We start from the raw sequence: 23,678 nt of genomic DNA, 5'->3' as shown, positions 1-23,678 counted from the left end.
CTTTTCAGTCCACTATCCAGAAAAATATCGGATTATAAAGCTACAGACACAATTATTCCTGTATTTTTGCCTTCTTAAATACGAAAGATTAGGTAGCGTGCATATTTTTCCGATATATGACAGAACGGTTTCCCGGGAAGCCAAAGAACAACTGGTCCGCCAGCAAGGACAAGTGCTGTGGTTTACAGGGTTGTCCGGAAGTGGCAAAACGACCCTGGCTCTGGCCCTGGAAAAGAAGCTGACCGAAGAAGGTCACCTGGTTGCGCTGCTGGACGGGGACAACATCCGGGATCGACTCTGTGGGGATCTGACTTTCACCCAGGAAGATCGTATGGAAAACATCCGCCGCATCTCTGAAGTAGCCCGCATTTTGGTCCACAATGGCCTGGTTGTTTTGTGTTCTTTTGTAAGCCCTGAAGCATCCATGCGACAATTGGCCGCCGACATTATCGGACCGGAGGATTTTCACCTGGTCTATGTCAAAGCAAGCGTAGACACCTGCAAAAACAGAGATCCCAAAGGGTTGTACGAAAAAGCAATCCAAGGAGAAATTGAAAATTTCACCGGAATCAGCGCCCCCTTTGAAGTGCCGGATAAACCGCAATTGGTTTTGGATACGGAAAGCAATGAACCGGACCAAAACCTGGAAAAACTATTGAATTACACCATAAAACATATTCGACCGTAATGGATTACAACATTAACCATTTAAGAGAACTCGAATCGGAATCCATATTTATCCTGCGGGAGGTAGCCGCGCAGTTTGAGAATCCGGTAATCCTCTTCAGCGGGGGCAAAGACAGCATTCTGATGACCTATTTGGCCGTCAAAGCATTCTATCCGGCCCGGGTCCCGTTTCCATTATTACATATTGATACCGGCCACAATTTTCCCGAAACGCTACAGTTTCGAGATGATCTGGTCGAAAAATATGGTCTAAAACTTCACGTAGGAAGTGTTCAGGAGGCGATCGAAGCAGGTAAAGCTTCAGAGGAAAAAGGGCTCAACGCCAGCCGAAATTTGCTTCAAACCAATGTGCTGCTTGAGTCGCTCGAAAAGGGAAAGTACGACGCTGCACTGGGAGGTGGACGTCGGGATGAGGAAAAAGCACGGGCCAAAGAGCGGTTTTTCTCTCACCGTGATGAATTTGGTCAATGGGATCCCAAAAATCAGCGCCCAGAGCTGTGGAACTTATTCAACGGCAAAAAAGGAATGGGAGAACATTTTCGGATTTTCCCTATATCCAATTGGACCGAGCTGGATGTCTGGCAATACCTCGCCACTGAGAAAGTACCATTACCTTCACTCTATTTTGCACATACCCGGCAGGTGTTTGAACGGGATGGAATCCTGCTGGCAGACTCCGAATTTATCTACAAAAAACCAGACGAAGAGCTTTTCGAAGAAACTGTTCGGTGCAGAACCATCGGTGATATGACCTGTACCGGAGTATGGCGTTCCAGCGCAACCTCCGTTCAGGAGATCATCGAAGAGGTATCCACCACCCGACAAACCGAGCGCGGAGGCCGCACAGACGACAAAAGATCAGAAACCGCTATGGAAGACCGGAAAAAGCACGGGTATTTTTAGTGCTTAGTGGGAATACCAAAGCTATTAACAGAAATAAAGATTTAATACGGCGAACAAATCATGAAAACAACCAAAGATAATAATCCAGATAACACAGTAGAGACCTTCGAGGATACCGAACTGCTTCGCTTCAGTACAGCAGGCTCGGTCGATGACGGGAAGTCAACCCTCATCGGAAGGCTGCTGTATGACAGCAAATCCATATTTGAAGATCAATACGATGCCGTGAAATCAGCCTCCGAGCGGCGCGGTGAAGAAGACATCAACTTGGCACTGCTGACCGATGGTCTAAAGTCGGAACGGGAACAAGGCATCACAATTGATGTGGCTTACCGTTACTTTTCTACGCCGAAACGTAAATTTATTATCGCCGATTCGCCCGGACACATCCAGTACACCCGCAATATGGTGACCGGTGCATCGACAGCCAACGTATCCCTCATCCTGATCGATGCCCGACGAGGGGTTCTGGAACAAACCCGACGCCATGCGATCATAGCCTCTCTGCTGCAGATCCCACACTTGGTCGTGTGTGTCAACAAAATGGACCTGGTCGACTATGATCAGGCGCGCTATGCAGAGATCAAAGAGGAATTTGAGAGATTTGCTTCTAAACTCGACGTCAACGATGTGAGCTTTATCCCCATTTCAGCCTTGAAAGGAGACAATATCGTGAACCGGTCCCAAAATATGGATTGGTTTGAAGGGCCGACCTTGCTGTATTATCTGGAAAATGTCCACATTGCGAGTGACCACAACTTTATTGACAGCCGTTTTCCGGTACAGCATGTACTGCGGCCCTACAACGATGATTTTCATGATTACCGCGGGTATGCCGGACGTATAGCAGGTGGTATATTCAAAAAAGGAGATGAAGTCATGTTGCTTCCGACTGGTTTTACGACAAAAATAGCTAAGATTGACACGTTCGACGGTGAGGTTGAAAAAGCATTTCCACCACAGTCCGTGTCCATCCTGATCGAGGACGACCTGGACCTGAGCCGGGGGGATATGATTGTTCGGCCCAACAACCAACCCGAGGTTAGTCAGGACATCGAAGTGATGCTTTGCTGGTTTGATCAGGATAAACCCATCCAGTTGAGAGGAAAGTACACGGTACTGCATACCACGAACGAAGTACGGTGTCTCATTAAAGAGGTCCGGTACAAGCTGGACATTAACACGCTGCACAGGGATCAGGAAGACCGGACTTTAAAAATGAATGACATCGGACGGGTGGTATTGCGGACGACAAAACCGCTTTACTTTGATTCTTACCGGCAGAACCGGATTACCGGTAGTCTCATCCTTATCGACGAAACTACTAATAATACCGTAGCGGCAGGAATGATTATCTGACATTCAACTGGACGATCATCACCCAATTAATATTCACAGCCATGGCTCTCCTGGACGACAAAAAACACTGGTACGCGGTTCGGACCCGGAACCGCAGTGAAAAATGGGTCGTACAACAACTGCATGACAAGGATGTCGAAGCCTGGATTCCACTGAAGTGGTCGATCAAAAAATACCCGGGTCGCACGCGGAAGACACAGATTCCGTTGATTTACGGTTATGTGTTTGTTTTCATAGACCAACGCGAATATGTCAAAGTGCTCGAAGCGGAGGGTGTCTTTGAGTTCGTCCGCTTTAATCAGCAAATCCCCACCATCCCGGCAGATCAGATTGAGTTATTAAAGTACATCACCGGTGAAAACCAAACGATGAAGGTTCAGATGACAGATTCCGTGATGGAACGCGGTGATCAGGTCGAGATCATCGGCGGCGAATTAACCGGCATGTCTGGCGAATTGGTGGAATTCAAAGGGAAGCATCGTGTGCTAATGCGGATGGAAAATGTAGGAATATCCTTTTTTATCGAGGTACCGAAGGAGAAATTGAGGAAGAAGAAGTAAAGCTCAAAGCAAATAAGCTGAAAGCATACAAGCTGAAAGCTCAAAGACCCAAGCTGAAAGATAAAAGTTCAAAGCAAGCAAGTCCGCAGAGCTTAACATATAGCATCCAGTTTTACGGCATCCAGCTTCCAGTATCCAGCATCCAGCCTCCAGCCTCCAGCCTCCAGCTTCCAGCTTCCAGTTTCCAATGAATGGTGTCAATGAAAACTCCCAAGCTCAGAATTGAAATTTAAAACTCAACACTATAAATTAAAAATTTATCAAACTACTTCACCACCAACACCCCCTGAACCTCCGTCTTCACCACACCCTGCCCCGCCTCATACATCACCTGCACCATCACCATACCCGGAAGTAGATTCGCCCATACGGAGGCCTGCACTTCACCACCCTGTACCCTGTACAGTTCACCTCCCCACTTGTCGAAAATCCTGATTTCGATCACTTTGATGGCACACTCTGAAAAAACTTCCAGGTTATCATTGATCCCGTCGCCATTGGGTGTGATGGCATTGGGTATAGAGACGATACATTCTTCATCGCAGTCGGCATCACCTACCACCTCAAAAAAGCTGGTATATTCGCACGAATCTGAAATAATCAGAAAAGGATAGCGTCCTGTGCTGCATATGGTACGGCTGGTAGAATCGGTTCCATCTGCCCACCGGAATCGCCAGTTTGCATTGTCTTCTGGAAGCTTGAGCGTCAATCCGCCAGAGGCGGACTGAGAGCACCAGTCTATGGTTTTCTGATAACCCGCCGACGGGTCTTCCATGACTTCTACCGATATAGCCATTTCCGTAAAGCATCCGCCCTGATAGCCTCTCAAGCAGTGATTCCTTTCACTGGCGAGTATTATATCCTCTCCCGGATAATAGATGCTGTTCTCCCACAGCACAGAGTCCAGCCCCGAAACAGGTATCATTTGTGTTTCCCCGGCGCAGATCGTAAGTTGTTCCGGGTAATAATCCGGCACGACCACCTCAGGAACGATAGTCAGATCGACTTCACCCTGATAGGTGCATCCATCTTTTTCTGCCTCCACGGTAAAAGGTCCAGTATCCATATTGGATATCGTCGTCGAGTCCCCACTGTCGCCATTCCACCAGATCACCTGATCATATACTCCCTGTACCAATCCGATGCGTTGCGAGGTGCCTGCACACAACCGGACCGGATCCAGAACCAATTCCTGGGTCATCGTCTCTTCCATTACTATGGCAATCGTGTCTGTGCAGCTTTTGATCCTGGCCATCAGCTGATACGTCCCGGTTGCATCTACCGCCGGGTCAAAAATCAAGGATCCATTGCTCAGGGCTGGAATAATTTCACAACTATATTCATCGGGTAATCCTAAAATCTTAGTCAAATCGATAACCGTACCTCCGGCACAATATTGAATCGTAGTATCCCGTCCCGCTATTCCTTGCACATCTTGTTCGATCACGGTGATCGGGACGGTAATCCCGCAACCATCCTGATTCACTATGACAAAATGACCTGTATCATCCGCACTAATCCATGTCGAGTCTCCCGTACTTCCATCCCACCATTCGATCGAGTCATATTTCCCGGGTGCAAAACCAATTCGTACTCTTTCACTGGAGCAAACCGTCACCGTATCCAGCCCAATATCTTCCAGACCCGTCTCCAACGACTCGACGGTAAGGACAGCTGTATCTGCACAGTCCATATTCTGTAGTATATAGAGATAGTCCCCATCGGCATCTTTGCCCGGTGTGAAGACCGTACCACCGGCATCAAGTTCCGGCTCGATCCGACCGTCTGTGCTGACTCCACTGCTCAGATAATCGATTAATTCCAGTGAGATGTCTTCGGGACAGTAGGTGATGGTGGTATCCTGCCCGGCATATACCTCATCGGTCTCCAGCTGATACACCGACCAGGAGGTGGTGCTATCTTCGCCCACGTGCATGGTGGTCATTACCACCCGCTCTTTTTCATCCGGATCCGTCCAATCAGCCTGGTATCGCAGACTACGGAGGTATTCCTTGATCTTATCCTCGTCCGCTCTATGGATGTTTTTCCAGACGTACCGGTCTGGAGAAGTTTGTTCAGGATCAGCAAAATCCTCCGAATAGATCCGTTCTTCAGGCAGCCGGGGAATATCATAATACCGCAGCCGGAACGAAATAGAGTCCACCTCCTGTCCGCAGGTATAGAGTTCCACATCATCCATCACGGGGACTTCCTTGCTGCAGGTCGTCAGCGTGTCGTAATAGCCGGCTGTGATGTGTCCGCTGGAATTATCTTTGTCCAAATCAATGCGAAGAGTGGAGCGGCGGAAGTCGGTGGGGGTGGCGTACGCTAAAGTATTAGTCTCCACTACATTGCAATATTGGGTAAATTCACCGGTCTCCACATTCAACCCCGCATAATTACTGGCTACTCCAATAACAGGATTAAAGCCCAAAAGAACCGCTTCACCGCATGGAGGAAGGGATTTAGCTGCGCCGAAAATAGCCTGCTCAGGCGTATTATTCCACTCAAGTACTTCTGTTGTTTGTTTATTTATATTGTAAAGAATTAATTCTTGATTAGAGACTCCGCCAATATATTTCTTGTTCAATTCACTATAAAGCGAACCGTTTCCAATTATATTACTCGATTCAAGAATCCAATTTAAATCGATGGTACCCAATACGCTGAGTTCCCGGAGGTCAAAAAACCACCCAGATAGAATTTGTTTTTTCTGGCCAGCGATCAGTACATCTCCTTCCTCAGAAATGAGCAACGTTCCAAATCTGATGTCTATATTCTGATCAGCCAATGGAGTGACTATCTCTGACTCTCCATTATGCACATTGATTGAACTGATGAGGGAGTCGTTGATTGCATATATCCTGCCGTCCGGGTGAAAGGCTATATCTCCTAGTTTTTTTCCAAAACTTTTTCCCCCGGGATCAGAAGCAACAGTTTGAAAATTACATTCACTCAGGTCTTCCGTGTAAATTACCCGGTCACGGACTCCATAGTACATATCCTGGCTGTAAGCAACAGCGAAAGTAAATAGAAAAAATCCTATGGTAAATGGGATATAATACTTCAAGTTGTTTTATCTTTCTATACCGTAAAAAGAACCCTCCGATAGCTAAACCAGAGGGTATTATTCTAAGAAATATTCTATTATGGACAATCGAATGTCAGTATGTTCGTACTACCAGTCTCTTCGGTAAAGGTGTATGTGATATCTTTTTCCGGTGTCTCAAGTCGAAGCGTATACCGTTCATTGGTCCCATTTCCAATAGGCGCTATGTCAAATTTGTAATTATTGTTTTCATCGATACTTATGGTTTTACATTTTCCATTATCTATTGGATAGTAATCAATCAAAGTTCCATTTTCTCTAACAAACACCAAATACCCTGTTGCATTCCCCCAGATCTTATCTGTGCAAATATTAATTTCGCAGATACCGCCGGTGGGTGTCGGACAGGTATATGTTCTCGAAGTTGAAATGTATGACCCGATGATTCCAGGGAATATGGTTTTTGTACCAAACTTTAAACCCGCTTTCAAAGACATATCCACATTTGAAGTGTCTCCTAGTGGGGTAACTTTATATTGATATGAGTCTGCATCATCTATAACGACTGTGATTTTTTGTTTATCCTCCATATCATAGGATTTCCATGGACTGCTATTCTTATAGATTTCTACGGTAGCAGAATCCGTTGAACTATTGGCATCCCTGTAGAAGCTTACTTCCAAATCACACGATAGAGAACTTCGCAATGATGGTCGGATATCTCTATCACCTTCTTTGATGTCTTCAATCTTTACATCGATGTAATTTTCTTCAAAGCCATCTTTAAGAGTACTGTGGTATTCCAATATTTCATCAACGGTCTCAAAAATATGTGTCTTACTGTCTTGAATCACCGGTTCTTGGTCCTCACAGGAAAACAGAAGCATACTCATCATAAGGATCAGAAGCGGGTAGATACTGGTCGGTTTTTTCGGCAAGATACGGGGAAGATTTGGCAGGACAAATCTCAATTTGAAGCAATGATATTTACCGGGCGGTGGGAGTTGGAAAAAAATCAACTTTTTCATGATAAAGGTTTTAATATATGAATAAAATATTTTAGTATTCTCTATATGTTCGCTTCTGAGGGGGTCTCATTCCGATGTGGCCGAACCATGAAGAAAAACCAATTCCAACAGCATAAAATCATTGTTCACCAACATAAGTTTTTATTATGAATATAAAAAATATAATTTGTTAAATATTTTGCTGAAGTATAATTCACGTAATAATTAGAATGAATTTAGATTCGATTATTTCTTATGCTTCATATTGTGTAATGTGTGGGTATAAATATAGTATTCTATAAAATGCGACGGAATCATGTGGTGAGATTTGACAGCTCTTCACTTGTTCACCGTATCCGTCTCGTCGCTCTGGATGGGAAGAAGAGGGGGGGGGATCTCTGAAATCGTAATGTACCAAAAGCAGCCACGTTAAGGCCACGTTAGAGCCACGCTTGAGCGTGAGAGGCTGTGTCTGCCTCAGGCATGCCGTGTACTGCGGAAGGCGGTGATCCTTCTTTTGAAAATATTGTCATTTCCGGAGCTGGAAGCAATATAGCAAAAGCATCTTGCTTTTGGAAGTATCAATTCCGGAGCTAATCCCCAACTCAACTCGTTGGGGATGGCTACACTCCTACTTCACCACTATTACCCCATCGGCCACCGTCTTCACCACACCCTGCCCCGTTTCATAACTCACCTGCACCATCACCATCCCCTGAGGAAGATCTGCCCATACGGAGGCTCTACTTCACCGCCTTGCATTCTGAATAGCTCTCCACCCCATTTATGGAAGATCCTGATTTCGACCACGTTGATGAGACAGAAAGAGAACACTTCCAGGCTATCTTTTATCCATTGTCATTGCTGTGATGAATTGTAGTTATGAAGGATCCCAAACAACCCAAAATGACCACCTGAATATTGATATGTAACACCTTGCATACCATCCTCATGTGCACCATGCTCCTATATTCCATTAATTCTCTCAAACTTTCCTTAAAATCCGGGCACGTTCACGGTTTCAGGACGAATTTCGTAACTTTATAGCTGAATGATCGATTATTCCAATCCCGAAATTTTCACAATGCGCTTTACTCATCTTTTTGTTTTGCTGTTCATCACGTTAACACCAGCATTTTCACAAAACTATTTATTAACCGGAACGGTCGAAGACCCGCAGGAAGAAGAAGGAATTCCACTGGCTACTGTTGCCTTGTTGAACCCGGAAGATTCTACGATAGTCTCCGGGACAACGACAGATTTGGACGGCTATTTTGAACTGGAAAAAGTAAAAAAAGGACAGTACCTGATCAAAGTGCAGTACCTGGGTTATCAAACCACCTACCTGCCCGTGAACGCAGATCAGGACAAAACCATTTCTACGATCGAACTCAACCCCCAAGCACAAACCCTCGATGAAGTCGTGATCCTGGGTGAAGCGACCATGAGCACGCAAAAAGGAGATACCACCCAGTTCAATGCCGGGGCCTATACCACCCTCGCCGATGCCAGCGGAAAGGATCTCGTGGAAAAAATGCCCGGGATCATGATGCAGGACGGGAAACTACAAGCGCAGGGTGAAGATGTAGCGAAAATCCTTATTGACGGGAAACCCTTTTTTGGCAACAATGTCAAGCTCGCCTTGGAGAGTCTACCCGCTGAAATTATTGATAAAGTGCAGGTGTACGATAAAAAAAGCGACAAAGCAGAATTGAGTGGTTTTGATGACGGGGACGAAGCGCGCACGATTAACATCATCACCAAACCGGACAGCAAACGTGCCCAGTTTGGCCGAACCTCTGGGGGTTATGGCTCCGATGATCGATATGAACTCGGCGCCAATGTAAACTTTTTTAATGACGATCGGCGGATCACCGTGACCGGTATGAGCAACAACGTCAATGCCGTCTCCTACTCAGCCGACCCCAACAGTCAGGATGAGGTTCGTACCCAAAATGGAATTATTAACACAAATAACATCGGGGTTCAATTCAGCAACGAATGGAACGATAAACTGGAAGTAAGTGGAAGTTATCACTACAGTCATCGGAACAATGAAGGAGCCAGTCAATTGACCCGGGAATATATCCTGCCTTCTGACTCCGGGCAAATCTATGACCAAAGCAATACTCAGGACAACCTCAATCAGGACCACCGCTTCAATCTCCGGGTAGAATATGAAATGGATGACCGAAATAAGTTTATCTTCAAACCGCGTATCAGCCTGGTCAATGATCAGAATAACACATCCATGGACGGGGCCACAGCACTCAACGCAAATCCCATTAATGAGACATCCAATAAAAGGTCCAATGATCATCAGAATAACGATTACTCTGGTTCATTGCTCTACAGCCATAAGTTTGACAAGAAAGGTCGAAGCTTAACCATAAATACACATGGAGGATATCACACCAATACGGATCTATCTTATCGAACCGGACACAATATTTTTTACAATGAAAATGCGCCGACCACCGAAGATCTAAATCAAAAGTCAACACTGGCTCGGACGGGAATATCCTGGAGTGCCCGCGGTTCATTCACGGAGGGGTTCGGCGATCGAAGCATGATCGAACTGGAATATGGAATAGGTAACCGGATCGACGACTCAGACAAATTACTCTATGACATTTATGAGGATCCTGACGGGCCCAACGACGAGTTGCGTCTGGACACCTCGCTCAGCAACACTTTTGAAAGTTATTACATTTCCCAGGAAATAGAATTGGGGTATCAGTATAAAATTGAGAATTTCAAAGCACAAGCGGAACTGGAATATGAACATGTATCGCTGCAAAACAACCAGTTTTTTCCGGCGCCTTTCGTCAATGACCGAACTGTCTCCGCTTTCCTGCCCACCCTTCGATTGGATTATGAGTGGACCAAAAATAAAAATGTAGAATTAAATTACTACACCTGGACGGGCAAACCCTCCATCGGTCAATTGCAAAGCGTGATTAACGACGCCAATCCACTGCGTCTCAGCACAGGAAACCCTGATCTGGATCCGACCTACACCCATCGATTGCGCATGCGGTTCAAAGCCCGGAATCCTGAAAACGAGCATTCCTTTTATGCAGGTGCATCTTCTCGAATTACAGAAGATTATATAGCAAACAGTACATTTATCGCGGAGGAATATACACCAATCACAGACGACATTGCCCTTGAAAAAGGTTCGCAATTGGTCAAGCCCGTCAACGTGGATGGATATTGGAATTTGTGGGCCTATGCGAATTACGGGCTTCCATTAAAATTCATCCAATCCAACTTCAATGTATGGAGTGCAGCCGGATTGACACGTCGACCAGGTGTCATTAATGAAACATCCAACCTATCAAAGTCCACAGGGCTTCGGGCAGGAATTTCACTCAGCAGTAACATCAGCGATAAAATAGATTTCAATATCTCTACCCGGTCCAGTTACAATTTCGTCGACAACACCCTGCGTCCGCAACTCAACAACCGCTACTTCAACCAACGAAGCCGGATCCGGGCTGACTGGATTATATGGAAAGGACTCACCTATCGCACTGATATCTCACACCGGATGGATTCCGGATTATCCGACGGGTACAATAACAACGTGTTACTCGTCAACATGAGTCTCGGTAAAAAGATCATGAAACAGAATCTGGGAGAAATCAGTCTCAAAGTATATGATCTGTTCAATGAAAACAATAATATAAGTCGCAACATCAATGAATTGTACATCGAAGACCGGCAGAATACCGTCTTGCAACAGTATTTTATGTTGAATTTCACGTACAACATCCGGCACTTCAGCAAAGGGGCAACGAGGGAAGACTTTGACATCTGATCAAAAGGTGGTAATTCGTAGATATTTGAATGATGAGTTTTTTGCATTTTCAAATCAATCCGCTTTCGAGCAATCTTTTCTTTGCCTCTTCATATCCAAGTTGAAAGATTTTATCCATATTGGACCGCTTTAAAATGGCATATTGATTGAGTTCTGGTGGTACGATTAAAACATCACAAGCAGTAAATTTACTTTTAGAGGCTGTAGCGCGGATGATAAGGTAAGCTCTTTCAACCACTTCAGCCGTAGAATTCAAATCCTTTGTAGTTACTTTTTCCAATGGGTTGACATACACCCCTAAGATCGCATCACAAAATATCTGAAGTGGTTCGACGGGAAAATTGTTGGTGACACCCCCATCACAATAGAGCGTCTCATCCATCGCGATCGGTGAAAAAACACCAGGTACAGCAGATGATGCTAACAATGGGCGGATTAATTCGCCTTCATGAAATATCTTCGTCCCACTACCAATCAGGTCGGTCGCCGTGACAAATAGTTTTCTTTCCAAAACCTTGAAATTATCGTCTGGAAAATACTTCAAAAAGGTTTCGTAGAACTTATCGCTGTCAATCAATCCCGGTTTTCGTAATGCATAATTTGAAAAAGAAAATATGGATATATTCTGAAAAACATCCAACATTTCCTTCCAGGAATACCCGGCAGCGTACAGAGCACCTACGATCGCTCCGGCACTGGTTCCGGAAACATAATTGGCTTCCAATCCATGTTCCTCCATAGCCCGAATCGCTCCGATGTGAGCAATACCACGATAGCCACCGCCCGATAATACAAGACCAATAGTTCTTTTGATTTCCATTGTCAAAATTAATAATAATATCTTTATTTCACACATCACACCAAAGTGTGCAGACCGGGTCAACCCCAGCGCATCCGATTAAGAATACACCTTTAATAGCACCCTTTCCGATAAAAAAAACATTCATGCTGGCTGAACAATAAAAACCGTTCGGAATCCAAAAAGCAAATTAGTTTGATATCGTATACACCTTTGGTGATCGTACACCTGGACCGGATTCGCCATTGGGGATCACCCAAACCCCCTTCCACTGTGTGCTTGGCAAGGTAACCCTCGAAGCTCCCTCCGGCAAGGTCCCGACCGATCCATAAGTCTTACTCAATGTATTGTACGCCAGGACATCATCCAGAAAACCGGGGTGGGTCTCCGGATCAGGATAAACAGCTGTTGCACTATCCAATCCGCCCGGAAAAAGGATATGATTCAGACCTAGAACCGGAGCCGGATTAGGTGCAGCCGCCACCGCCCGGGGCAGCGTAGGCAACGCAGTCCAACGCTCCTTCCCGGGATCAAAAACATAGGCATCCCTTAACAGAGTCCGGTCTGGTTGGCCTTCCGGGTTTTTGAAGGAATAAATTCCACTAAACAGGTAAAACTTTTCATCTTTGGAGGCAGCAACAGATAATAACCGAGCAGAACCTGGCCAGGATTCTAATTCTTCCCACTGTCTATTCCCGGGATCCAAAGACAAGTCGAGGGCAAAAAAATGATTGGTTGGAGAACCAGTCGGAGTTTCTAATCCACCGGCTATATATATCGTCTCGCCCACTAAAGCACCGGACATCATGGCAAGTGAAACGGGTAAATCAGGGTAATTATAGTCTATGACTATCTTTCCATTCTTATATTTCACCCCGACGACTCCAGAGTAATGTCCATCCGCATTGCTTCCACCAATTAGCAATACCTCGTCCTTATAAGTCACAGACACACCATATCCCAATGGATAAGGTAGCTTTTGTTCTGCTTCGTTCCATTCACCGTTTTCACTCTCCAGCACATAGATGTAATCATACCAGACTTTTTGCCCATCCTCCCAGGGTCTTCCATTCGGAAAGTTGGCTCCCCCCATGCACAGCAAAGCTCCGCCACTGACGCCGGTGAACATTCCAGCAAATCCTTCCTGGTCCGGAATAGGTGGGAGTTCAGAAATCGTTAAATCACCATTTTGTCCGAACAATGAGGTGGTAGAATAAAGAAAAATAGCAGCAAAAATATATAGGTACTTTTTCATAAATGGGTCGTTCAAAAGAATTCAATAAATATTTGATGAATCATGCCCGGGCCGGGCTCACCCCTTCCGCCAGTCACATAAACAGATTTGTAATCGGGCGAAAAACACAGATTACTGGTGGCGGGAATTCCTGTCTCCACGGTATCGATGAGTTGCCCGGCGGAATCAATCACCTGCAATGCCCCCATTCCGTAATGAGCGACCCACAATCTTCCGCGGTCATCAAAAGCGATACCATCCGGCAAATTGGCTGTAAAAGGCATCCTTTGAAGGTCGAAGGAATTGGGATTGGAAGGAAGATCAATAAAGACATCCGGAAATGATTTCACAACTCCAGGTTCTTCTAATTCTGCGACCAGAATTCGGTTTGTATAACTTTCGGCAATAAATAGTTTTTGATTGTCGGGTGATAAGACGATCCCGTTGGGGTAATCCAAATTTTCCAGCACTCGATTTTCCCGGCCATCCGGTCCCACATAGAACACCTGCCCCACATGCCGCACAGAATCCGTAAAATAAAAACCACCCGATGAATCCATGATCAAGTCATTGGGGGCTTCGAACGAATGGTTGGCGCACGTTGTCTTGACTTTATCACCCAGGACGTTCCCGGCAGAATCTAATTCAACAATGGCTCTTGCCAACGTATCACACACAAGATGACGACCATTCTTCAGGATACGCTGTCCATTGGGACATTGCAACCGGGTCCAGGGAATCACAGCCCCTTCCGGCGTTAATTTCATAATCCTTCCGCCAGTTAACGTCGTAAAATACAGGTTACCGGGTGCATCCAGTCCGGGCCCTTCGGTGTAATATTCCACATCTAATTTTTTCTTCCAGTGGGTTCTCATTACTTATTGATTGTTTCGATTTATGTATTGCATGATTTCCTTATTGTTTTTATCAAAACATGGTTTATAAAAAGGTTATCGCATTTTTAAGTGCAAACCTGGCTTTTCTGGAACACTTCTCCTGCGGAAAGGCGTATTTCGATTGTCTTAATCTATAATAGTCGTCCTGTGGGCTTGAGAAATAAGGTTAAAGGCGCTACTCAATCGTTCAGGATATGCAGCAAGCTCCTTCACCCATCCACTCACACACAATTAATAATTAAAAATTAAGCATTAACAATTATAAACTCCAGTCTTCAAATGGGAACAACGGTTTTCTTCTATTTTTAAACTCCAATTGTGTGGCATCAGCACAAGTGACTCCCGGGGTATTTACCCGAATCAGTGACGGACACACCGGTGCATAGGCCGCTACCGGCGCATTGACCCCTTTGGCCACGATGACGTCATAGTTTTGAGGATCAACTCCAAAAGTTGTGAGTTGACTCAGACTAAAAGGCGGAATTCTTCTCGAGGTCAACATTAAAGTGGATCCATCTGCCGTCTCTACGATGGCGATACGCCCCATATTATAATTCACCTGCCCGCCATGGCGCGGTTCGTTTTCAATGAATACGCCATCGGCCAGTTTCACCACGCTGACCTTCAGTGTACAGGGTGAGCCATGTAGTTCATCTGTTTCACCTCCAACTGTCAGCCTGATATCTGCCCCTTCACCAGCTCCATCACTTACTTCCACAGCCATCGGATCAAAAAGACAAATAAAATAACTCTGTCCTCCATGATTTTCAAGCTCCTGCAGCAAAATTGTTCCATCACCGGGAGAGCCCCCACCGACATTATCTCCCATATCCAGCAGAAGTACCGGGGATTCCATCTCCATTGCTTTCTCGACTGCTGCCTGCGCATCGATCCGCTCACCTACAAACAAATGCCGATTTTCTTCCAGATAAATCCCCATGGATTTAGCCGCATGATCCGCTTCACCTCGCTGATCATCGGCCACCACTATAAAGGCAGAACCCATTTTCGCTACATCCGAATAGGGGAAACCCAAGACTATGCTAATGGATAACAACCCGGTCAACTTAAGAAACTCGGCAGCCTGTGCATACAACAGCGAACAAGGGTATTCTGCCGTAGCTTGTTGTTCAATACTTATGGACACACGGGGCTTCGACAAAATCTGAGTAAGGACAACCCGGCCGGACAAATGATCCAACATCAATCGGGCTGCTTTCCGGCCGGTCTCCCGCTGATCGAGATGTGGGTTGGTGGAATAAGCTACCATAGCGTCTGTGGCATTGATCATCCGAGTACTGACATTGGCGTGCGGATCAATGGTGCACACCACAGGAACCTGACCTCCCACCTGCTGCCGGACCTGACTTAACCAATCTCCATCCATATCCGGATATTCTTCGGCTACTGCCGCTCCATGCGCGCATACCATCACTCCGTCCCACGGACCATATTCTTGCAATTTCGACAAAAGATCGGACACCAACTGTAAATAGGTATCTTTCGTGATCATTCCACCGGGTGTGGCCTCAGCAAAAAACAAAGGATAGATATCGACATTAGATTTATCAAACACCTCGAGTATTCCGCCGATTTCGTGATGCGCCTCCTGGTACTCTTCACGTATAGCCTGGTCATAAAACAAATGCCCGTTTTGAAAATCTTCCCGGGTGGTTTTAGTCGGCAAAAAAGTATTGGACTCGTGATATATCCCTGCTAAAGCTATTCTCTTTTTCATTCGGAAGGCTTCATTGCAATCACTTCAATTTCAAATTTTAGCAGGCTCCCCAGACAATTCATAATGGTCGTCCGAGCCGGATAGGGTTCATTAAAATACTCCCGGTAAATTTTATTGAATTCCGGTAGATACGCCTGTTTACCGACATAGTTACGGACCTGGACCACGTCATCCAGCGTCAGTCCGGCTCCCGCCAAGACCTTCTTTACGTTTTCAAATGACCGCCGACACTCCCCTTCAAAAGTATCGTTGACAATATTCCCGGATTCATCAACAGAGGCCTGTCCGGACACAAAAACCCATTCTCCGACCTGCAATGCAGGTGAGAAAGGCAAAGAACTCTTTGGTACATCTTTTCCTGTGATTACTTTCTTCATTTTTTGTTTTATTTATTATTTATTTTGATGAAATATTAAATAGGATAAGGTAAAAGGCGGGTCGCTTGCCCGCTGGCTAAGCGGCATCCTCCTTCCACCATCCTCTATCGTACTTAATGGTATAGGGTAAGCTTAGTCTAAACCTTAGCCTTTACCTCTACCTCAGCCTTAACTTTTGCCACTTCTTCGATTCGGTCCATTATCTGTTGAACCTCACCCACTTCCCATTTCTGGTTATTATTACCTACAGGTCGGACAGCTGGTCCAATATCTACCTGATACTTGAGCTTCATTGCCGCCCTAAAAAACGTCCATACGTTGGGTAATACTTCAAATATCGTACGCTGAAATTCCAGCATAAAGTCCTTGGCGAGTTCAAAATCACCATTGATAAATGTATTCCTTACATGTGCACATTCTTTGTACCAGAAATTATAAAAGCTTCCTATGGCGCCCACGGTTCCACATAGGGAGGAATGACACAGCAACTCATCGGCACCACTGAATAATTTTAAGCGATCTCCGGCATAATTGTGGATGGTACTGATCTGAATAAGATCAGTAGTGGTCAATTTCATTCCTTGAACCTGGGGCATATCCAGCAAAGCTCGTATAAAATCGTTGATGTCTCCCTTAATCGAGGTGCTTCCCAGTTGATAAGGGAAAAAAGGCAATTGGGTGGTTTGTGCGATATCCCGGTAATGGGTCAACACCATATCCGCACCCCCCGGAAAGTAAACCGGGCCCACCGAAGATATCGCATCGGCACCCGCGTTTTCAGCATGGCAGGCAAGCGCTTTTGAATCCCGCGTGGTCATGGATCCCACTTGCACCATAATGGGGACCCGTTCTGCGTTCACATCCTGAACGACCTCCAATATTTTTTTCCGTTGTGCTTCTTTAAACAACACCCCCTGCCCGGTAGATCCCAGAAGATAAAGTCCGTCTACTCCGTCCCTGATGAGGCAGTCCGTGATCTTTTCCAATTCACCAAATGCGGGATTGCCTTCATTATCGACCGGCGTAAACATCGCCGGCCAAATGCCTTGAAACATATTTTCCATTATTTTTATTTTATTTATTTGAAATTTGATTCATAATTCTTGACTCCTGACCTTCACCTTTTATTATTTTTCTTACATATTCTTCCACGCTATCAAACTGGTCAAAGTACTTATTTTGATCGGTAGACACTCGCTTGATGAAACCGGTATCTTTGAACCCATGCCCCGTGATCATGCACACGACCTGATCTGTTTTTTTGATTTTCTGGTTCTGACACGCTTGGATAGCTCCTGCTAATGCCACAGCCCCTGCCGGTTCACAGTAAATCCCTTCCATCGATGCCAGCTCAGCCTGCAGCTGAAACACCATTTCATCATCGACCAAATGTCCCGTACCTCCCAGACTTCGGCAAATAGCCATTGTTTCATTCCCATCGATCACCCCGGGTACTTGCAAGCCACTTATATTCGTCGTACTCTGTACTATGGACGCAGCTTTCCTTTTACCATGTTTCAGCGGTCCTACAATGGTATTATTCCCGTCCGGCTGGACACAATGCAGCGATGGAAGCATATAACCAAAATGATCATTTTTCCATTTTTGAAATCCCCGACCAATGGCCAGCGTCAATCCTCCTCCACCCGAAGGCGAAAACACCTGGATGTCATCGCCGGGAAGTTGTTCTGCCAGTTCCAGTCCGATCGTTTCCACCCCCCGCATGCCTTCCGGCGAATAAGTATATGCACTGATCTGCACCTGGGTATTTAGGTCTGTAGTCAAAGCCTGGAGCTGCTCAAATACCGATGTAGTAATCCGCTCATCCAGACCAAATCCCTTCACCATCAGGGTATGAGCTCCGTAAATCTGCATTTGCTCTAGTTTTCCGAGAGGCGTTCCATCAACGATGACAACGACACAAGGAATACCAGCCCGCGCACAATAGGCCGCCAATGCCGACCCGGTATTGCCGCTGGATGTAGCCAGGCAGATTTTAGCTCCCATAGAAAGTAGATGAGATACTGATGCTGCAGCAAATCGATCTTTGTACGAACCGGATGGATTCGTGGTCTCGAGTTTAAAATACAAATGATCCAACCCGTATTTTTTACCGAGTCGGCGTGCTGGGATCAAAGGGGTGTGCCCCTCACCCATCGTGATCATCTCGCCGGATTCTCCGGAATGCCAAAATTCGCTATATGCCCAAATACCTTTCAAAACTGATTATTAAATTGTATTTTTTTTAATGAATAAGCACCAAACCCATGACAAAAACCACCGTCTGCTGCGATCGTTGTTCCATTCACAAAAGACGCTTCAGAAGTACTCAACCAATAAATGACATTGGCAATTTCTTCGGGTTCAGCCGATCGCTTTAAGGGCGTCTGATCTTCCATATATCTTACTAGCTTTTCACTAATATTCTCGCCGGTTTCATCCTCAAAGTCTCCACTTAACGGGGTGATCGTGTTTCCAGGAGCGACCCCGACCACCCGAATACCTGACGGACCATAGAGTGCCGCTAATTCGTAGGTCAGGCTTTCCATTCCACCTTTGCAAGCCACGTAAGCCGGAGAGGTTCCGGCGGCCCGGTGTGCCTGCACACTGGAAATGTTAATGATTACGCCATGAGCATCTTGATCTTCCATTAGCTTGGCGGCATCCCGCGCGAGGAAAGCAGGGGCAGTCAATCCGATTTGAAGGGTTTTGTTCCAGTCTTGTTCGGAAATGGTCCGCATGGTATCGTGGCTTCGCCAGACCGCATTGTTAACCAACACATCCAGCCGATGCCACTCTTCCTGGCATTTCTGAACCAATGACTTTACATAATTCATATCAGACAGGTCTCCCGGAAAAAGAATACACCGATCAGTAGAACTCTCCAAGTCATTCAGTTCCGTCTGCAACGATGTCAGACCTGTCCCATCTATATCGGACAGCGCCAATAAACATCCTTCCTTGTAGAATCGAATGGCTGTTTTACGTCCTATGCCGCCTGCAGCTCCGGTAATAAGTACAACTTTTCTTCCCTTCATGGTAGTGTAATAGTTCCTGGTTGAGTAATAGGTAGAATGCCCGCCGTTGCTTCATTTTTATTCACGAAGGGTCTTCGTCGTATCAAAAACAACAACCCATCTTCCCGGGCAGATATTTCTACACCTTTGCCTGCCTTTGAATCATGTACCTCGCCAATCAAATCTCCTTTTTTCACCATGGCCCCCAATTGAGCATGAGTTATAAAATCGCCCTTTAGAGGTGATGGGTACATGATTTGCAAGTGGCCGCTTGCTTCCCGCGTATCTTCTACGATATACTGCGGTTCCGGGCTATGCATCTTTCGATCAGGGATCATTTTCAGTTCCACCAGGACCCGCAAGCATCCTTCATACAACACCTCCACAATCTCCTCATTTTGTTGTCCTCCACCACCATATTCCGTATAAATAGCCGGAATGCCCGCATCCCGGGCCACACTGATGGTACGACCATTCAGCTCGGGTGAAGTTCCCCACTGGACTGGAAGTCCAAAGGTTGTTGCCATAGTCCGCTGTATTTCAAGAATTTTTTCATCCCGATGCAACACATAACCGGAAAGGGGATAAATTTCATAGGTCTTCCCACCCGTATGCATATCGATCAAAAAATCCACGGACCGGATCAATTGACTGATCTCCCAAGCGATCTGCTCTGTTTTACTACCTTCTTTCCGGCCGGGAAAGGTGCGAGCGAGATCCAGCCCGTCCTCAGCAGTACGAGACTTATTTTTATAAGCAGGTCTATTTACTATTGGGACAATGGTTAATGTTCCTTTTCTGATTTTGATAGCGCCCGCTAATTGGGTCGTTAATTTCAGACCAACTTGGACCGGTTCCAACTCATCCCCATGGACTCCGGCAAGAATCAACAGGTGTGGACCTTCCTCCCCAGAATCAAAAGTAATGGGCATAATATGTTGAAATGATGTAGACATAGTTTTTCCAATTTTTAATGTTCTCCTTCGTAATATTCCCCGCCACAGGTGGCAGCAGACGGATCGAAAATCCCAAACTTCCTAAACATCACCCGGGCTATCTCCTGGTGTCCAAATTGATTGGGATGCAGGGGATCGTTCAGCCAGTTTTTGAAAACAATCTTTTCAGAATCACGCTGCATGGCCTCTTCCCAATGTTGATAATTGTCGATTAAAACGATGTCTACTTCCTCTGCCAATGATCTCAATGCAGGTATATAGTTTGGTAAAGTTTTTCGCTTGGGACTCTTATCCAAAATAATCACATTGGGCGTATGCAATACCGGGATAGCGCCAATATCCCTTATGCGGTTAATCAAGCGTTCAACATTCTTTTTAAATTGATCCGGACTCATTCCTTCCCTCGCGCAATCATTGGTTCCGATCATAATGGACACCACATGCGGATTGAACTGCTGGATTCGCCATTCAAAGTCACTGAGAATATTCGAAGCTGCATTCCCACTGATTCCGGTATTGATAATCACATCCCGTACCCGGCCGATTTCCCAACGGATTCGTTCCTGAAACACTTCGGGATAAGAGCGATAACCATGGGTGTGTTTGGCGCCGTGGGTGATACTGTCTCCGGTAAAAAGCCATATATTGGGCTTCTTTCTTTCTAGAAGAGCTTTGATTTTCTCAAGATCTTTTCCTTTGCTGGTTTGGATGGTACGATGAACCGCGAAGTCAGGATTCAGCCCTGCCAAAGAGGTCATAGTACCTACAGAAATATAGGTTCCTGTCTTTTTTAAAAAATCTCTTCTATTACTATGCATGCTCCTTTTTTAATCAATTAGGGAATTACAAATAATTTTCTGTCTCGGATGAGCTGTGACATTAACTTTTTCCATAATGTTAAATTACACAATAGGCTCTGCATCCTGACCATCTACACCCGATTGTCCCAAGGCCGTCTTTATATTATTAATATTTGTTCTTAAAGTGCCAGATAACAGGGAAAGATCATTACTGTGGACGACCAGGTTGGCTCCGCGCTTTATCCATTCTATTTCCTGATCAAAACCCACCGCATCCCACACATGAATACCCACTCCCACCTGATTATTTCGTGCTTTGTCAATGATCGATTCTATGGTCTCGATAAACAAGGGATGGTGATACTCTTCTGGAATCCCTAAACTACAGGTCAAATCGTGGGGTCCGACCAAAATACCGTCCAACCCTTCCACTGAAAGGATATCATCCAAGGCTTCCAGCGCCGGCGTGCTCTCAATGTTAACAATCAGAACTGTATCCTCATTGTGTTTGATCAAATAGTCACGAAGCTCTGGTTCAAGCTCTTTTTCACCCTTGAGAAATTGTGCCAGCCGCTCCCCTTTTAGGGGTTTGTATTTCACGGCACCAACCAACTTTCTGACTTGCTCTGCACGTTCTATATAGGGGGCGATAACACCACTTGCCCCTCCATCCAGCATCATCGTGGCCTGATAGGGATCCGGGGAAGGAATCCGTACCACCGGCGCTATCCCATGCCCTTTGTACAGATGACAGACTTCACCGACAGTCTGTCTTCCCAGTGCCGTATGTTCGGTATCGATGAATACAAAGTCTATTCCGGCCGATGCAAGGATGCCGGGCCAATGGGGAGATTGGGAAATCATGGCGGTACCATATACTCTCCGACCGTCATGCAGTGCTTGTCTTATTTTTTTTCCGTTCATTTTATTTGTTTATAATTATTATCAAACCTGACAGCGCCGGGGTTCCTTATACTTTTAAATCGTTGTAAATGTTCATTTCAATCATTATATTCAGTTGTATGATAGAGTCCTGTCAGCATTTTGGGGCCAATTAAAAACGCTGTCAGGTCAATGAGCAACACCATAACTGATCTCTATCAAAAACATAATCTCATTTTAACAACTACTTTTACCTCAGACGCTGACAGGTTAACGTCTGGCTATTTTTTTACTATTCCCCATACACCCAATCGTTCGTCAATCGGGTCACATGGGTTACGGACAAACCCGTTCCGGCCGGTCGATTCCCTGCACAATAGCTTAGCATGACATCATCCGGGGCATTCTCCGGAAAATGAATCGCTATGTAGCAGTACCACCCATCGGGATCTTCTTCGATGTTTTTGATGTACTTCCAGGTTTTTCCTTCATCTTTTGATACAGCCACTGTGATCGGAGTCCGCTTACCTTTCAAGTCCGGATTACTGCCATCGTTGTTGTTCCATACTAGCAACCAATCTCCAGTAGAAGGGATTGTTTCAATGGTAGCCGGTGACAAAGGTGAAGGAATATTGCTGGTCTCGATCGGGCTCCAGGTCTCTCCCCGATCCGAGGAATAGGACAGTTGCTGGAATCCTCCGCTCGCCCGGATGTACATCATAATCCGGCCGTCCTTCATTTCAATCAGTCCAGGTTCCTGGGTCACTATATCAGTGGAATTGGGTACTTGCTGACTGCACGTCCATGTCTGTCCGTCATCATCCGAATAATAAGCATACAAGTCAGCTTGATTACGCCACTCCCCGCCCGGGGTATTATGGAGCGCCACGGCCATCATCAATCGACCATCTTCTAACTGGATGACTCTATCGTTGTTCAACACAAAATATCCTTCCTTATCGGTGATACATGGGATGGCCTCTCCCCAGGATTTGCCTTCATCCTTCGATATACGCAACATCGGAATGCAATCCTGAGTGGAATTCTTTCGGAGATAAAATAACGCAATATCACCATTTTGCAATCGCAACAGAGAAACCGACATGACGTTCATTCCCCCTTCATTGGGTACAACGATCTCATCCTCCGTCGTCCAGGTCTTGCCCCCATCCGAAGAATACCGGGCGGCCAACGAGGCGGGGGCATGGTCGCTGGAGGACTCTCCCACATACTTGCTGTATACGAACATCATACGTCCATCCTTCAAATCGACAAAATCACCTTCGCTGTTGCGGGGATTGTTTTCTGAGGGAGAAAGGTTGAGGGTGATCTTAGGACGTTCCGGCTGGGATGAATCGCTTTTTGCGTTCTCACTATGATCATTGCAAGAAGAGACCAGCAGTCCTACTATTAGCAATGAAACTGATTTAAAAAAGATGCTTCTAAGTGTTTTCATATTAAATCCAATTTTATATTCATTAATTTGTCACCATATATGAACTATTATACCTACACCAATTATAGTATCCAAGTAGTCCCCCACACCCCCACGTTTTTCCAGGGCAGCCCGCCACAAGCGACATTCAAAAAC

The 23,678-nt window shown here is 45.7% G+C and carries 19 protein-coding genes; 5 read left to right on the top strand and 14 right to left on the bottom strand.

From position 1 onward, the window contains the following. The first annotated feature begins 97 nt into the window (after positions 1-97). The 4 genes from cysC to KUV50_RS02350 are packed head-to-tail and all read left to right on the top strand — an operon-like array spanning position 98 to position 3,509. Positions 98-688 (top strand): adenylyl-sulfate kinase, encoded by a 591-nt coding sequence (gene cysC / locus KUV50_RS02365; RefSeq protein ID WP_222578475.1) that lies wholly within the window; start codon positions 98-100, stop codon positions 686-688. Next, a complete protein-coding gene (gene cysD, locus KUV50_RS02360; protein WP_222578474.1) occupies positions 688-1,590 on the top strand; it encodes a sulfate adenylyltransferase subunit CysD in 903 nt (300 codons plus the stop codon). The genes cysC and cysD overlap by 1 nt, the downstream gene beginning before the upstream one ends. A gap of 60 nt (positions 1,591-1,650) precedes the next feature. Then, positions 1,651-2,949 carry a sulfate adenylyltransferase subunit 1 gene (locus KUV50_RS02355; protein WP_222578473.1) on the top strand — a complete coding sequence of 433 codons (1,299 nt, stop codon included), beginning with the start codon at positions 1,651-1,653 and terminating at the stop codon, positions 2,947-2,949. A 41-nt stretch (positions 2,950-2,990) separates the two neighbouring features. Further along, entirely contained in the window at positions 2,991-3,509 is a 519-nt protein-coding gene (locus tag KUV50_RS02350) for a UpxY family transcription antiterminator (RefSeq protein WP_222578472.1), read from the top strand. A gap of 265 nt (positions 3,510-3,774) precedes the next feature. Here KUV50_RS02350 and KUV50_RS02345 read toward each other — a convergent pair whose 3' ends face one another. Both KUV50_RS02345 and KUV50_RS02340 read right to left on the bottom strand, forming a co-directional pair. Continuing rightward, on the bottom strand, positions 3,775-6,579 hold the full coding sequence (locus KUV50_RS02345; protein WP_222578471.1) for a gliding motility-associated C-terminal domain-containing protein: 2,805 nt from the start codon (positions 6,577-6,579) through the stop codon (positions 3,775-3,777). Positions 6,580-6,656: 77 nt separating this feature from the next. Continuing rightward, on the bottom strand, positions 6,657-7,586 hold the full coding sequence (locus KUV50_RS02340; protein WP_222578470.1) for a hypothetical protein: 930 nt from the start codon (positions 7,584-7,586) through the stop codon (positions 6,657-6,659). Positions 7,587-8,649: 1,063 nt separating this feature from the next. Here KUV50_RS02340 and KUV50_RS02335 point away from each other — a divergent pair. Continuing rightward, positions 8,650-11,388 carry a TonB-dependent receptor gene (locus tag KUV50_RS02335; RefSeq protein ID WP_222578469.1) on the top strand — a complete coding sequence of 913 codons (2,739 nt, stop codon included), beginning with the start codon at positions 8,650-8,652 and terminating at the stop codon, positions 11,386-11,388. Positions 11,389-11,437: 49 nt separating this feature from the next. On the opposite strand, the gene KUV50_RS02330 is transcribed toward KUV50_RS02335, so the two are convergent. The 12 genes from KUV50_RS02330 to KUV50_RS02275 all read right to left on the bottom strand — a co-directional run bounded on the left by KUV50_RS02330 (position 11,438) and on the right by KUV50_RS02275 (position 23,543). Further along, on the bottom strand, positions 11,438-12,208 hold the full coding sequence (locus KUV50_RS02330; RefSeq protein WP_222578468.1) for a patatin-like phospholipase family protein: 771 nt from the start codon (positions 12,206-12,208) through the stop codon (positions 11,438-11,440). Between the two features lie 169 nt (positions 12,209-12,377). Beyond that, positions 12,378-13,442: a hypothetical protein gene (locus KUV50_RS02325; RefSeq protein ID WP_222578467.1), complete on the bottom strand. Its 1,065-nt coding sequence runs from the start codon at positions 13,440-13,442 to the stop codon at positions 12,378-12,380. Positions 13,443-13,453: 11 nt separating this feature from the next. Next, positions 13,454-14,296, bottom strand: coding sequence for an SMP-30/gluconolactonase/LRE family protein (locus KUV50_RS02320; protein ID WP_222578466.1), 843 nt, complete (start codon positions 14,294-14,296; stop codon positions 13,454-13,456). 280 nt (positions 14,297-14,576) lie between these two features. After that, positions 14,577-16,055 carry a M81 family metallopeptidase gene (locus KUV50_RS02315; protein WP_222578465.1) on the bottom strand — a complete coding sequence of 493 codons (1,479 nt, stop codon included), beginning with the start codon at positions 16,053-16,055 and terminating at the stop codon, positions 14,577-14,579. After that, complete coding sequence (locus KUV50_RS02310) at positions 16,052-16,432, bottom strand: RidA family protein (RefSeq protein ID WP_222578464.1); 381 nt, start codon at positions 16,430-16,432, stop codon at positions 16,052-16,054. Before KUV50_RS02310 ends, KUV50_RS02315 begins: the two co-directional genes overlap by 4 nt. Positions 16,433-16,569: 137 nt before the next feature. Then, positions 16,570-17,487, bottom strand: coding sequence for a dihydrodipicolinate synthase family protein (locus tag KUV50_RS02305; RefSeq protein ID WP_222578463.1), 918 nt, complete (start codon positions 17,485-17,487; stop codon positions 16,570-16,572). A 19-nt stretch (positions 17,488-17,506) separates the two neighbouring features. After that, positions 17,507-18,652 (bottom strand): pyridoxal-phosphate dependent enzyme, encoded by a 1,146-nt coding sequence (locus tag KUV50_RS02300; RefSeq protein ID WP_222578462.1) that lies wholly within the window; start codon positions 18,650-18,652, stop codon positions 17,507-17,509. Then, the gene (locus KUV50_RS02295; RefSeq protein ID WP_222578461.1) at positions 18,649-19,470 is read right to left on the bottom strand and encodes an SDR family NAD(P)-dependent oxidoreductase; all 822 of its coding nucleotides are present in this window, start codon (positions 19,468-19,470) and stop codon (positions 18,649-18,651) included. Before KUV50_RS02295 ends, KUV50_RS02300 begins: the two co-directional genes overlap by 4 nt. Next, entirely contained in the window at positions 19,467-20,405 is a 939-nt protein-coding gene (locus KUV50_RS02290; protein ID WP_222578460.1) for a succinylglutamate desuccinylase/aspartoacylase family protein, read from the bottom strand. Before KUV50_RS02290 ends, KUV50_RS02295 begins: the two co-directional genes overlap by 4 nt. 14 nt (positions 20,406-20,419) lie before the next feature. Then, entirely contained in the window at positions 20,420-21,223 is an 804-nt protein-coding gene (locus tag KUV50_RS02285) for an SGNH/GDSL hydrolase family protein (protein WP_222578459.1), read from the bottom strand. Positions 21,224-21,307: 84 nt separating this feature from the next. Further along, positions 21,308-22,129 (bottom strand): HpcH/HpaI aldolase family protein, encoded by an 822-nt coding sequence (locus tag KUV50_RS02280; RefSeq protein ID WP_222578458.1) that lies wholly within the window; start codon positions 22,127-22,129, stop codon positions 21,308-21,310. 250 nt (positions 22,130-22,379) lie between these two features. Beyond that, positions 22,380-23,543, bottom strand: coding sequence for a sialidase family protein (locus tag KUV50_RS02275; protein WP_222578457.1), 1,164 nt, complete (start codon positions 23,541-23,543; stop codon positions 22,380-22,382). Positions 23,544-23,678: the final 135 nt, after the last annotated feature.

Origin of the sequence: Membranihabitans marinus (assembly GCF_019802045.1) — a bacterium.
Classification (GTDB): Bacteria; Bacteroidota; Bacteroidia; order Chitinophagales; family Saprospiraceae; genus Membranihabitans; species Membranihabitans marinus_A.
The sequence above is the reverse complement of the archived record's forward strand: the minus strand, read 5'-3'. Positions and strand labels throughout refer to the sequence as shown.